At 63.8% G+C, this 11,567-nt stretch carries 13 protein-coding genes; 11 read left to right on the forward strand and 2 right to left on the reverse strand.

From position 1 onward, the window contains the following. The first annotated feature begins 179 nt into the window (after positions 1-179). From AC07PV_RS05020 to AC07PV_RS05040, 5 genes are all read left to right on the forward strand, one after another. The gene (locus AC07PV_RS05020) at positions 180-965 is read left to right on the forward strand and encodes a hypothetical protein (RefSeq protein WP_218294294.1); all 786 of its coding nucleotides are present in this window, start codon (positions 180-182) and stop codon (positions 963-965) included. Between the two features lie 84 nt (positions 966-1,049). Then, complete coding sequence (locus AC07PV_RS05025; RefSeq protein WP_218294293.1) at positions 1,050-2,042, forward strand: SMI1/KNR4 family protein; 993 nt, start codon at positions 1,050-1,052, stop codon at positions 2,040-2,042. Continuing rightward, positions 2,039-2,512: a DUF4274 domain-containing protein gene (locus tag AC07PV_RS05030; protein ID WP_218294292.1), complete on the forward strand. Its 474-nt coding sequence runs from the start codon at positions 2,039-2,041 to the stop codon at positions 2,510-2,512. The genes AC07PV_RS05025 and AC07PV_RS05030 overlap by 4 nt, the downstream gene beginning before the upstream one ends. Continuing rightward, on the forward strand, positions 2,509-3,186 hold the full coding sequence (locus tag AC07PV_RS05035; protein ID WP_494629611.1) for a hypothetical protein: 678 nt from the start codon (positions 2,509-2,511) through the stop codon (positions 3,184-3,186). Before AC07PV_RS05030 ends, AC07PV_RS05035 begins: the two co-directional genes overlap by 4 nt. Positions 3,187-3,266: 80 nt before the next feature. Continuing rightward, positions 3,267-3,839: a hypothetical protein gene (locus AC07PV_RS05040; protein WP_218294290.1), complete on the forward strand. Its 573-nt coding sequence runs from the start codon at positions 3,267-3,269 to the stop codon at positions 3,837-3,839. A gap of 25 nt (positions 3,840-3,864) precedes the next feature. On the opposite strand, the gene AC07PV_RS05045 is transcribed toward AC07PV_RS05040, so the two are convergent. Then, positions 3,865-4,476, reverse strand: a complete 612-nt coding sequence (locus AC07PV_RS05045) for a hypothetical protein (protein WP_494629612.1) — start codon at positions 4,474-4,476, stop codon at positions 3,865-3,867. Positions 4,477-4,556: 80 nt separating this feature from the next. On the opposite strand from AC07PV_RS05045, the gene AC07PV_RS05050 reads away from it, so the two are divergent. Together AC07PV_RS05050 and AC07PV_RS05055 are read left to right on the forward strand one after the other, a co-directional pair. After that, positions 4,557-5,285, forward strand: a complete 729-nt coding sequence (locus tag AC07PV_RS05050) for an SMI1/KNR4 family protein (protein ID WP_494629613.1) — start codon at positions 4,557-4,559, stop codon at positions 5,283-5,285. A gap of 245 nt (positions 5,286-5,530) precedes the next feature. Beyond that, positions 5,531-6,685: a GGDEF domain-containing protein gene (locus AC07PV_RS05055; protein WP_494629615.1), complete on the forward strand. Its 1,155-nt coding sequence runs from the start codon at positions 5,531-5,533 to the stop codon at positions 6,683-6,685. A 99-nt stretch (positions 6,686-6,784) separates the two neighbouring features. Here AC07PV_RS05055 and AC07PV_RS05060 read toward each other — a convergent pair whose 3' ends face one another. After that, positions 6,785-7,648 carry a LysR substrate-binding domain-containing protein gene (locus AC07PV_RS05060; protein ID WP_218294286.1) on the reverse strand — a complete coding sequence of 288 codons (864 nt, stop codon included), beginning with the start codon at positions 7,646-7,648 and terminating at the stop codon, positions 6,785-6,787. A gap of 165 nt (positions 7,649-7,813) precedes the next feature. Here AC07PV_RS05060 and phnD point away from each other — a divergent pair, with 165 nt between their 5' ends. Genes phnD through phnA form a run of 4 tightly spaced genes read left to right on the forward strand, consistent with a single transcriptional unit; the run spans position 7,814 to position 11,563 of the window. Continuing rightward, the gene (gene phnD / locus AC07PV_RS05065) at positions 7,814-8,689 is read left to right on the forward strand and encodes a phosphonate ABC transporter substrate-binding protein (protein WP_218338878.1); all 876 of its coding nucleotides are present in this window, start codon (positions 7,814-7,816) and stop codon (positions 8,687-8,689) included. Then, a complete protein-coding gene (gene phnC / locus AC07PV_RS05070) occupies positions 8,686-9,510 on the forward strand; it encodes a phosphonate ABC transporter ATP-binding protein (RefSeq protein WP_492806439.1) in 825 nt (274 codons plus the stop codon). Before phnD ends, phnC begins: the two co-directional genes overlap by 4 nt. After that, on the forward strand, positions 9,507-10,322 hold the full coding sequence (gene phnE, locus AC07PV_RS05075; protein WP_218338880.1) for a phosphonate ABC transporter, permease protein PhnE: 816 nt from the start codon (positions 9,507-9,509) through the stop codon (positions 10,320-10,322). The genes phnC and phnE overlap by 4 nt, the downstream gene beginning before the upstream one ends. Continuing rightward, complete coding sequence (gene phnA / locus AC07PV_RS05080) at positions 10,322-11,563, forward strand: phosphonoacetate hydrolase (protein WP_494629617.1); 1,242 nt, start codon at positions 10,322-10,324, stop codon at positions 11,561-11,563. The genes phnE and phnA overlap by 1 nt, the downstream gene beginning before the upstream one ends. Positions 11,564-11,567 lie beyond the last annotated feature (4 nt).

An 11,567-nucleotide genomic window follows, 5' to 3' on the forward strand; every position in this document is an offset into this window, starting at 1 on the left:
GTTGAGGCATGGTGCTCCTCGCTCCTCGAGGCCGAACAGGCTCCACGGGGTTGTCTGTTGCCCTGCATCAACGATGATCCCGCTGATCTCGCCAGTGTTGGAGGCGCCATTGTGCAGGCCCTGCATGCCAGATGCGAGAAGAGCGCAAGGGGTTTATGGTGTTGGCATTGAAACGCCTCATGACAGTCTTTTCCGGCCTCGTCCTCATGGGAACGCATGCCATGGCTCAATCCTTCCAGCCCGTCACGCACCTGGCTTGTCCCGGCGGCGATTTCATCGTCGACGCCCGGCCCTGGGGCGAGAACGAGGCCGGCGGCTCGCGCGCAGAGCTGCGCTACCGCTACCGGGGTGTCGTGCTGGCCGCCATCCACTACGAGGCCTACTACAAGAACCTCGATCCCTGGCTGCGCCAGGCAAGCCCGCACATCTACAACCTGGGCCTGAACCTGGATACGAGCGGCGCCAGCAAGCGCAGCGGCCACGACCGCGGCGACACCTTGTACCTGCCGCCCTCGGCGTTTACGCAGCAGGAGGTGGAGTCCCTGTCAGATTGCCTAGCCCAGCGCCATGCTGCCGCCTTGCGGCGCGACTTCGAGCGCGCGCAGATCACCAGCGGCGCATTCCTGAACCTGATGAAGACGCGCACCGGCACCGGCCGCAACGGCGTGGCGCGCCTGGTGCATGCCGATGCACCGCTTACCGCCATCTACGGCAGCGGCTGGCTGCTGATCCTGGTGGAGCGCGACGGCCGGGTGCTGCTGCACACCAACATGACGGCCAACAACGCGACCGAGTCGGCGGTGTGGGGCCAGACCGCCTCTGGCGCGAACGGCCGGCAGGTGCTGCGCGCGCAGCGCCAGGTGCGCTTCCAGGGCCAGGAGCGAGATGCTGGCAGCTATCTGCCCGAACCCGAAATGAACACCGGGCGGCGGCTAAAAGACGACTATGTGGTGGAGTGGCAGTAAGGCCGGGTCTGGCGGATCCTGATTGCCAGCGAGGAAATTCCACGTGCAAATCCATGAACGAGCCAGCGAGGGGAGAACGAACGCATGAACGCAGGTAAACCGCCTTTTGCCGGTTTCGACCTTGTCGGGTTCTGGGAAGACAGCGACTACGCGCGCAGGGAGTACGGCGAGCCCGCGCCCTCGCCGGAAACCACTGTGGCGGTCGAGGCTGAACTGGGCTACAAACTCCCGGCCAGCTACATCGCGCTGATGCAGACGCAGAACGGCGGCATTCCCGCTCACGGCCGTTTCCCCACCGACCAGCCCACCTCCTGGGCCGAGGACCATGTGGCGATCAGCGCCTTCAAGGGCATCGGATTCGGCAAGCAGTGGAGCCTGTGCGGCAGCCTCGGCAGCCGTTTCAAGATCGAGGAATGGGACTACCCGGACATCGGCGTGTACTTCGGCGACTGCCCCTCGGCCGGCCACGACATGATCGCGCTGGACTATCGCGCCTGTGGCCCTTCTGGCGAACCTTGCGTGGTGCACGTCAACCAGGAGGCGGACTACCGCATCACCCCGCTCGCGGCGGATTTCGAAACCTTCGTGCGGGGTCTCGTGCATGCATCCGAGTACGAAGACGATCCTGAGGACGTGAAGCACGATGCCCTTGCACATGTGCGCAGCGCGCCTTTCAACACGCGGCTGCAGAAACTCTGCGATCAGTGGCCCGATCCGGAGATGCCCGCAAATATTCGCCGCCTGGCCGAGACCATCGTGGAGGACAGGGGCTATTTCACGCTGCATGCGGACACGAATTCGCACCTGATGTACGCCACCCAGTTCCTGCTGCTGAGCCACAGCCGGCCGGTGCGGTCGAAGGAAGGCTTTATGCAGTCCTACCCAGGAGTCATCGCGATGGTGGGCAGCGCACACTTCGGCACCGGCGCCTGGGCACCCGGGTTCGTGGAAGACTGGTTCCAGGCGCGCGCCATGGCAGGTGATCTGCTGCAAGCCGACAACCAATGGCGTTTGAGCCCGGATTTCAGCGCCAGGGTGCTGCAGAGCCTGCGCAACGGGGACGAGGGAGGAGCATGACCCCTACACACACTGTCGATCGCGTGGCGCAAGCCCTGGAATGCGGGTATGACGAGATGTGCACCCTCGTCACCCACTTCACCACCAGCGACCAGCTCGACCGCTTCAGTCGCAGCTACAACGCGAACGACGGTTTCGAGCCTCTGTGTTGCGTGGTGGGTCATCCTGAATGCAGCGCAGGCACGGCCCTCTTCATCTACTGGCAGTTCCATGAATTGCTGGGCGACCCGCAGGCCCGCGCCACCCTGGACGGTGAGCCCGCGCGCTGGAACGCGAATGCACTGCTCTGTGCTATTGAACGACGCTATCCCGACGGCTTTCGACTGCAAGGCATCGCATGCGACCCAATAGCAGACTGCGCCCGGGCGTTTGGCCCGGCCTACGTGGAAAGCATCCGCGCACAGCATGAGGGGTCGCCGCTCATGCAGCCGCCGCCAGCGCCCTCCGATGCAAAAGAGAGTCCCCGATGAAGCCTTCCTTGCGAACAGTACCTGCCTTTGCGTTGCTTGCCACCCTGGGCATGCTCCCTTGCGCTCAAGCCGGCCACCCCACCACCATCCCCGTCGCCGCCTGTGGTCTCGAGTTTGATCTACCCGTGGGCTACAAGACTACCCGCCCCAAGCGGATGGAACTCGCTCCCCACGGGCGCTTGTGCGCAATCAATATCGTCAAGGCCCGGCCCGATCCTGTGCAGCAGGGCGAATGCAAGGACAAGGAAGACGGCGGCCAGCCGCCCTACAACGTGTGCGATTGGGTGATCAACATCGGTACCCCGGGACCGAGTGTGCAGGTGGTGCGCATATGGCCTGGTGGCAGTCCGCTCCTGGATGCATTCATGCGCGAGGAAGACGGCCGATGGATGGTGTCGAATGCCCAGGCCGGCGCACAGCCTGCTGAAGCCACCACCTTCTGCGGCAAACCCGCATGGAAGGGCGAAACCACCGTGCGCATGGGCTGGTCGCGTCAGCGCATCAAAAATTACACGGGCATCTATGCGGGCTCGGGCGGCGCCGATGTCACGCTGGTGCAGTTCGCACCCGACCTCTTCGTCCAATTGCAAAACCCACCCATTGATGAGAAAGGCGAGTTCTCGGTGTTCTGCGCCAGCCTCAAGTTGGGCACCCGCGCACAGGACCTTCCGTAGCCTCTTCTTTCTGCTCCACCTCGCCAGCATCCAGCGCTTCGGATGCAGACGCACTGCCCTGCCGCGACACCCCACGCACCATGGCAAACGACAATCCCATCGTATTGTTCCGTCCCGGCTCGCGCATCGGGCATGTGGAGTGCATGACACCGGCCTTCGCCGGCCTCCAAAAACCTTCTCTGGCCCCTCCTCATGGGAGAGGGCAAAACGCCATGTTCGGACATTCCAGCCAGTTGGGCGCGCAAGACCGGGCCATCGATTTGGGCCTTCACGCCCTGCTGGCGCTGGCTTGCGCGCTTGCATCAGCTCTCGCTGGGGCGGCGGACAAGGTACCGGAGGTACCCCAGCGCGAGTGCGCCCGCATTCTCGCCGTGGCGGCATCCCTCTACCCTGGCCAGGCCGGCAAACTGCGCTGTACGCTCCATGAGCGATCGGCGCACTACACCGTGGTCGGTGTGCACAGCCTCTCACCCGCACCGCAGGGGTACGCCGGCACCTGGACGGGCAGCAGCCTGATAGGGTATTTCGGGCTGCACCGCCCTAGCGGCCACGTACAGGAATGGGACATGGGCGAAAACCGGCCGCGTGCCCGCAACAAGCAGCAACTCAGAGCCCAGCCGGGCCCTCTTCACGGGGCGCCAGAACGCCGTTGAGGCCGGGCGCGGTGACATCGGGGTTTCACACCCGCATGGCCGCGGGCGAATCTGCGCTGCCGTAGCGCACCCCGCCACACCCAAAGCCGGTGCGCGGGTCGTACCCCACCCAAACCTCGCCCCAGGCATGGTGCCCAGAAGCCCAGCCCCGCGCGCCCAGCCAGTCGCGCAAAGCCTTGGCGCGCCGACGCTCCTTGCGTTCGGACCAATCGCTCCAATCCCTGCCATAGCGGCTGTCGTCATCGTGGAAGAGCCAGCATTCGGACAAGGAACCTTGGAAGAACGCCAGCTCGATGCCCACCATGAAACCGCCGTCACTCCAGGCCTTGAGACGATGCCAGGTCCAGTCCGAACCCTGCACCGCCCGGGGTACGCGCGGCACCACGATCAGTGCCGCATGACGGTCCACCAGGACTGCCTCTTGCAGCCCGCACACGATGTGCAGGCCCTCCGGGTGATGCAATGCAAAGGCAACCGTCATGGCGTTCGCACAGCGCAAGAAGTAGATCAGTACATTATTCTGCATGACGACATGCAGCCTGGCTGCACGCTGACCATGACCTGCTACCACCTCAAGTCCATCGCCAGGAGTCCGGCACCCGCAATCACCGGACCCGTGCAGGGGCAGCATGAGCATTCCGGTCTGCTCGCGCTGTCACAGACACAGGCCGCGCTGGCGGCAGCACAAAGGCCCCGCACGCCGTCCAGGAGGCAGCCATGACATCCATCTTGCCGGACGCAGCACGCCAGTTCATCGAAGCCGCCATCGTCGCGGGCGACATGGCCTTGCCTTTCCACTACCCCCAGCCCGGGCAATGGGAGGGTTGGCAAAGCGGCTTTCGCCACCACGGCATCACCGGTGAAAGCCTGGTCGGCACCGCACCGGGCGAATGGCAGCCGGGCTGGTACGTGGTCGCTCTCAATGGGTTCGGCGATCCGTTCTTCATCGATCTCAACCAGGAGGCGAAAGGCTTTCCCGTCTACTATGCGCCGCATGGAGCGGGGCGGTGGGAGGCGGAGCAGGCCGCACCCAGCCTGCAGCAATTGGGTGACATGCTGGCGGTGCTGCGCGGGCTGGAAGACGACGCCACGGCTGCACAGCACGTGGTCGAAGCCGAGGCCAGCCTGGGAACCCGGCTCTGGCGGGAGGTGCTCGAGAACCGCCAGAACCGCGCGGACACGGCAAAGGAACCTGCGTTCCCGCCCGATACCACGGCCTGGCAGCACGGCACCCTGGTCATCTGCGGCATCGGTCCGCAGAAAATGAAGGTCGTGCAATTCCTCAAGCAGACGTTTGGCTTGTCGCCACAAGAAGCGCTGGCCCTGGCGATGCAACCCGAAATTGCCGTTGCGGAGGGCTATCTTGTGCACCTGCGCCGCTCCCAAGACCACTTGCAGGCGCTGGGAGCCACAGTGGAATTTCAACCCCACGGACCCCGTGCCTGAAGGCCTTCCCGCAAGACGCGTTCTTTCGCATCCAAGAGCTCATTGACTTCGTCAGGACGGGGCAGGAGCGCGGCGGCAAGGGCGCGGCAAGCCAACGGCCCTTCGCCCTGTCTCAATGCACCCAGCATGAGACGCAGCGAGCACCTCTTCGCTACCCAGCACTATCCCTAGGGCGCCCACGGATGGGAAGGGATATAACAGCGAACATAAAGTTACAAACGAGCGGTAAGTCACTAGAGGGCATCATGAATCTTGACCTGCTGGACAGAGACACCTTGCGTGTCGTCCTGGCAGTCGCCGAGTTGACGCTCGCTCCTATTGTTGCCTTGATCTGGAAAGGCAACAAGGACGTCAAAGGCGTCAACTGGTGGATTGCTGGGTCGGTATCCACAATGATCGGCTTCTCGATCCCGATATTCGTGGAACTGAAGGCGCCTGCGGCACGCTTCATCAATGACTTCTTCGGCATCATGGCGCTGGCCTTCATGCTCCATGGCACCTTGCATTTTCGCGGCAAGACGAAATTGGCCAGCATCACCTTTCTGGCAATGCCGTGGTTTGCCGTGGTGATGATCGTCACCATGGCAGCTGTCTACGGCAAGGATGCCGCCAGGTACCTCATTCTTGACGCTGTGGTCGTGGCCTTTACCCTGGGCATGGCCTACCACATCGCTCACTGGAACTGGCCGGTGCGCTTCTCCGCACAGAATCTCTCCGCGCTGTATCTCACATCGCTCTCCATCGCATTCTGCTTGCGCTGGAGTTTCATTTTCTTCGCGGAAGACCGCGCGGCGGTCATCCAGAGTCCGTATCACGCGTATCTATACCTGGTCCTGATCTCGTTCACGATTGCCTGGAACTGCTGCATCATTCTCGTGTGCGAGGAAAGCGCCCACAAGAAAGTGGACAGCATCGCCAATACCGATCCACTGACAAGCCTGCCCAATCGCAGGTCCTTTGACGTCATCCTGAATGAGTCCATCGAGCGTGCGAAACGCGAGACCCACAGGTTCGCATTGGCCTTGATTGATCTCGATGAGTTCAAGCAGATCAATGATCGCCATGGACACTCCGTGGGAGACCAGGTGCTGGTGGAATTCGCGCAGCGCTTGAAGAAGCACGCGAGGAACACGGATTTTGTGGCCAGGCTTGGAGGCGATGAATTCGTGATGATCATTCGCGATGCTGAGAATGCAAAGAACCTGCATTTCATCGTCGACAGGCTGAAGCCGCACCTCAACGGCTTCGCCCTGCTGGGCCACAGCCAGCCCATCGAAATCAAGGTCAGTATCGGAGGCGCCGTCTGGCCCCAGGACGGTGAGAGCTCCAGGGACATCCTGCGCAATGCCGACATGAGGATGTACGAGGACAAGAAGCTGCGCAAGGCCCCCGCCTGCTAGTAGCCAGGCACCCGGCCCAGGAATCGCTCCATGTCAGCCTCGCTGGCGAGCGACACGCAGCCTGTCCCTCCATCCGTACGCAGCTGCGCGACCAAGAGACTAAGAGTCACGCCCGATGATGTTGAAGAACGCCCGGATGAGACGCGTGTCCCTGCGCTCGGCCAGGCACACGACGTGTGCATAGGTCCTGATTTGCGCATCGCTGATTCGCACCGCGTGCAAACCTGAACCGGGCACGTACTCCACCTCCGAGACCGCCGCGACGCCCAGTCCTTGGAGCACGGCCTCCCGGATGATCTCCCGGCTGGCAACCTCCATGACGACTGTCGGCTGCACATCCGCAGCCTTGAGCGCCAGTTCTATGGCCTTGCGTGTGGTGGACCCTTGCTCGCGCAAAATCAATTTTTCGCCTTGCAGCTCTGCGGTGCGGATGCTGCGGCGGCGGGCGAACCGATGGTCTGCATTGCAGAAAATCACGATGGGGTGTTCGCTGTACGGAACCGACACGAAACGCTTGTCTTTGAGCACCTGCGCCAGGACACCGACGTCCGCCCGGTAGTCCAGCAGCCGGCTCAACACGTCTTCCGAGTTGCCGGTTCCTACCGAAATCTGGATCTCCGGGTATCTCTGGTTAAACGCCGCCAGCATCTTCGTCACGTGTGAAGGGCCCACGGCCGCAACACGCAAATGCCCCGAACGCAGTTCGCCTGCGTCTCGAAGAATTTGCACGGCTTCTTGCTCAAGGTCGAACATCTGGCGCGAAAGCTGGAGCAATCGCTCTCCGATTTCCGTCGGGCGAATGCGGCGCCCCGTTCGGTGAAAAAGTTCAACTTTGTACAGCTCCTCGAGTTGCTGAACCTGCGTGGTCACGGTGGGCTGACTCACGTGCAAGGCCTGCGCTGCGCGGGTAAAGCTCCCTTCGGTCGCCACCGCATGAAAAGACCTCAATTGCGTCAACCGCATGACAGTCGCCTCCGTGTTATCCCGGGCCAACTATAGATTAAATGAATGGATCGGTAAAAAAACTTGAATTTGCAAGATAGTCCCGCACCACCGACAGTTGCCCCATGCACTGTGCTTGGTAGGCAGTGCAAAAAGAGGTTCAAACCCACCAGACAGGAGACATCGATGAAACTCACGCGCCGATCTCTGTTGGCCAGCGCATCCGTGCTGCTAACCCCGCCGCTTGCCGGCCTCAACCCTGCCAGGGCTGCCAACGTCCTCACGGTAGGCCTGATCCCTTCCGAGGATTCGCGGGCCATGATCGCCAACAGCCAGGCCATGATGGACATGCTGTCCAAGTCGCTGGGCATGCCGGTCAAGCCCTTCGTGGCGGCGGACTACAACGGCGTGATCGAGGCCCTGCGTTCCAAGCGGCTGGATGTTGCCTACCTCGGCCCCTTCTCGTACGTGATGGGTACCACCGTGGCGCCCATCGAGGCCTTTGCCGTGGCCGAGACCAAGAAGGCCGGCCGGGCCTTCTACCACTCCCTCATCGTGGCCCACAAGGACAGCGGCATCAAGACCGTGGCCGACCTCAAGGGCAAGACCTTCGCCTTCGTGGACCCGACGTCCACCTCGGGCCACCTGTTCCCCAAGGCCGGGCTGATGAAGGAAGGCTTCAACACCGACAAGGATTTCGGCCGCGTGATCTTCTCCGGCTCGCACGACTCGAATGCCGTGGCGGTGCAGAACAAGAAGATCGAGGCCGTGGCGATTGCCGACCGCATCCTGGATGCGGCCATCGCCAAGGGCCTGGCCAAGCGCGAGGACCTGGTGGTGGTGTGGAAGTCGGACCCGATCCCCGAGTCGCCCACCGTCTGGCGCAAGGACCTGGATGCGGACCTCAAGAAGCGCGTGCAGGCCGCCTTCCTGGACGTGAAGGACATCCCCTGGTCGGACCAGGGCATGCTCAACGGCTTTCATCCCACGAACGACAAGGCCTACGACATCATCCGCGAGACGGCCAAGATCCTGAACCTCGACCTGAGGGCCATGAAATGATCAGGATCCGTGGTCTGAACAAGCGCTACGGCGACTTCGACGCGCTCACGGGCATCGACCTCGACGTGGCACCGGGCGAGTTCCTGGTCGTGCTGGGCCCTTCGGGTGCCGGCAAATCGACGCTGCTGCGCTGCATCAACCGCCTGGCCGAGCCCACGAGCGGCGAGATCCACATCGACGGACAACTGGCCCAGTCCGGCGGCGCAAGCTTGCGCGGCCTGCGCCGCCAGGTGGCGATGATCTTCCAGCACTACAACGTGGTGCCCCGCCTGTCGGTGCAGAAGAACGTGCTGACGGGCCGCATGGGGGCGGTGCCTGCGGTGCTGTCGTGGCTGCAGATCTTTCCTCGCAAGGACGTGGCGATTGCGCTCGAATGCCTGCGCCGCGTGGAACTGCAGGACAAGGCCGGGCTGCGCACCGACACGCTCTCGGGCGGGCAAAAGCAGCGTGTGGGCATTGCGCGTGCGCTGGCCCAGCAGCCCAAGGTGATCCTGGCCGATGAGCCGGTCGCCAGCCTGGACCCCAAGACCTCGCGCACGGTGCTCAACTACCTCAAGCAGGCAAGCCGCGAACTGGGCATCACCGTGGTCTGCAACCTGCACCAGATCGACTATGCACGCGAGTTCGGCGAACGCATCGTGGGCGTGTCGGGCGGGCGCATCGTCTATGACGGTGGGCCCGAGGGCCTGACGGACGAGGTGCTCAAGCGCATCTACCCCGGACTGGACGAGAGCGACGCCCGCAGCCGCAGCGCCCCTGCCGTGGCAGCCGCAGCAGCGCCCGCGCTGCGCCAGTTGAAACTTGAGGAGGCAAGCGCATGAACATCGGTTCCTACACTTTTCTGGTGGCCCGGCCCAGCGGCGGGCTGGGGTGGTGGCCGCGCATCGGCATCGGTGCGCTGTTCGTCGGCGTGCTGTGGTGGGCCGCGCGCGGCGCGCAGGTCAGCTTTGGCGAACTGGCCAAGGGCCTGCCGTGGATCGGCGATTTCCTGGGGCGCATGCTGCCGCCCAACTGGGCGTTTCTGGACAAGCTGATCGTCCCGGCGATCGAGACCATCCAGATCGCCGTGTGGGGCACGCTGCTCGCCGTGCTCCTGGCGATCCCCGTGTGCTTCTTCGCCGCGCGCAACCTCACGCCCAACGTGGTGGTCTACCAGTTCACCCGCCAGCTGTTCAACGTGACGCGCGGAGTCAACGAGATCATCCTGGCGCTGGTGTTCGTGGCCGCCGTGGGGCTGGGGCCGTTTCCGGGCGTGCTGGCCCTGGCGGTGCATGGTGCGGGCATGCTGGGCAAGTTCTTCGCCGAGTCGATCGAGGAGATAGACCAGGGGCCCATCGAGGCACTGCGCTCCACGGGGGCCGGGCCCATACAGACCATCATCTTTGCCGTGCTGCCCCAGGTGGTGACCGCATGGATCGCCGTGGTCCTCTACCGCTTCGAGACCAACCTGCGCCAGGCCACCGTGCTGGGCATGGTGGGCGCGGGCGGCATCGGATTCGAACTGGTGGGCAGCATGAAGCTGTTCCAGTACCAGGACACCGCCACCTGCATCGCCGTGATCATCGCCATGGTGATGGTGGCCGACACCATCTCGACCCGGCTGCGTGCCTGGATTCAAAAAGGAGCCCGTTGATGAATACCGTTGTTGACACCGTGCAGGCCAACGGCCGGCAGTATGCCCGACCCCAAGCCCCGGTGGTGGTGGTCTGCGTGGATGGCTGCGAGCCCGACTACTTGACGCAGGCCATACAGGCTGGCGCGGCGCCGTACCTCAAGCGCATGCTGGCGCGGGGCAGTTCGCTGATCGGGGACTGCGTGGTCCCCAGCTTCACCAACCCAAACAATGTGTCCATCGTGACCGGCGTGCCGCCTTCGGTGCACGGCATCTGCGGCAACTACTTTTACGACGTGGCCGCCGACCGCGAGGTCATGATGAACGACCCCGAGTACCTGCGTGCCCCGACGCTCCTGGCCGCCTTTGCCGATGCCGGTGCGCTGGTGGCGGCCGTGACGGCCAAGGACAAGCTGCGCACCATGCTCGGCCACGGCCTCAAGGGCATCTGCTTTTCAGCCGAGAAGGCCGACAAGGCCACGCTGGCCGAGTGCGGCATCGAGAATGTGCTAGAGCTGGTGGGCAAGCCCGTGCCCTCGGTGTACAGCGCCGACCTCAGCGAGTTCGTCTTTGCGGCCGGCGTGCGCCTGATGGAGACCCGCCGCCCGGACCTGATGTACCTGTCGACCACCGACTACGTGCAGCACAAGTGCGCACCGGGCACGCCAGAGGCCAATGCCTTTTACGCGATGATGGACGGCTACCTCGCCCAGCTCGATGCGCTGGGCGCGGTCATCGGCCTCACCGCCGACCATGGCATGAGCCCCAAGACCGACGCCGCGGGCAACCCGCGCGTGGTCTACCTGCAGCAGGAGCTGGATGCACAGCTCGGCGCGGGCAGCACTCGGGTGATCCTGCCCATCACCGATCCCTATGTGGTGCACCACGGCGCCCTGGGCTCGTTCGCGACCATCTACGTGAATGCCGGCGCCACGCTGGAGGGCGTGCGCAGCGCGTTGCTGGCACTGCCGGGCGTGGAGGTGGTGCTGACGCGGGAAGAGGCGGTGCAACGCTTCGAGCTGGCGGGCGACCGCATCGGCGATCTGGTGGTGGTGTCGGACCACCTCACGGTGCTGGGCACCAGTGCGGCGCGGCACGACCTGAGCGGGCTGACCGTGCCCCTGCGCTCGCACGGCGGCATCTCGGAGCAGAAGGTGCCGCTGCTGTTCAACCGGCCCCTGAAGGGCGTCGCCCCCGGCCGGCGGTTGCGCAATTTCGACGTGTTCGACCTCGCGTTGAACCACGCTCTTCCCTCCGCCTAAAGGT

The organism is Acidovorax sp. GW821-FHT09A11 (assembly GCF_059418365.1).

Excerpts from the sequence above, each read along its gene's own strand:
- AC07PV_RS05020 (WP_218294294.1), top strand. The coding sequence starts at position 180 with ATGACAGTCTTTTCCGGCCTCGTCCTCATGGGAACGCATGCCATGGCT.
- AC07PV_RS05025 (WP_218294293.1), top strand. The coding sequence starts at position 1,050 with ATGAACGCAGGTAAACCGCCTTTTGCCGGTTTCGACCTTGTCGGGTTC.
- AC07PV_RS05030 (WP_218294292.1), top strand. The coding sequence starts at position 2,039 with ATGACCCCTACACACACTGTCGATCGCGTGGCGCAAGCCCTGGAATGC.
- AC07PV_RS05035 (WP_494629611.1), top strand. The coding sequence starts at position 2,509 with ATGAAGCCTTCCTTGCGAACAGTACCTGCCTTTGCGTTGCTTGCCACC.
- AC07PV_RS05040 (WP_218294290.1), top strand. The coding sequence starts at position 3,267 with ATGGCAAACGACAATCCCATCGTATTGTTCCGTCCCGGCTCGCGCATC.
- AC07PV_RS05045 (WP_494629612.1), bottom strand. The coding sequence starts at position 4,476 with ATGCTCATGCTGCCCCTGCACGGGTCCGGTGATTGCGGGTGCCGGACT.
- AC07PV_RS05050 (WP_494629613.1), top strand. The coding sequence starts at position 4,557 with ATGACATCCATCTTGCCGGACGCAGCACGCCAGTTCATCGAAGCCGCC.
- AC07PV_RS05055 (WP_494629615.1), top strand. The coding sequence starts at position 5,531 with ATGAATCTTGACCTGCTGGACAGAGACACCTTGCGTGTCGTCCTGGCA.
- AC07PV_RS05060 (WP_218294286.1), bottom strand. The coding sequence starts at position 7,648 with ATGCGGTTGACGCAATTGAGGTCTTTTCATGCGGTGGCGACCGAAGGG.
- phnD (WP_218338878.1), top strand. The coding sequence starts at position 7,814 with ATGAAACTCACGCGCCGATCTCTGTTGGCCAGCGCATCCGTGCTGCTA.
- phnC (WP_492806439.1), top strand. The coding sequence starts at position 8,686 with ATGATCAGGATCCGTGGTCTGAACAAGCGCTACGGCGACTTCGACGCG.
- phnE (WP_218338880.1), top strand. The coding sequence starts at position 9,507 with ATGAACATCGGTTCCTACACTTTTCTGGTGGCCCGGCCCAGCGGCGGG.
- phnA (WP_494629617.1), top strand. The coding sequence starts at position 10,322 with ATGAATACCGTTGTTGACACCGTGCAGGCCAACGGCCGGCAGTATGCC.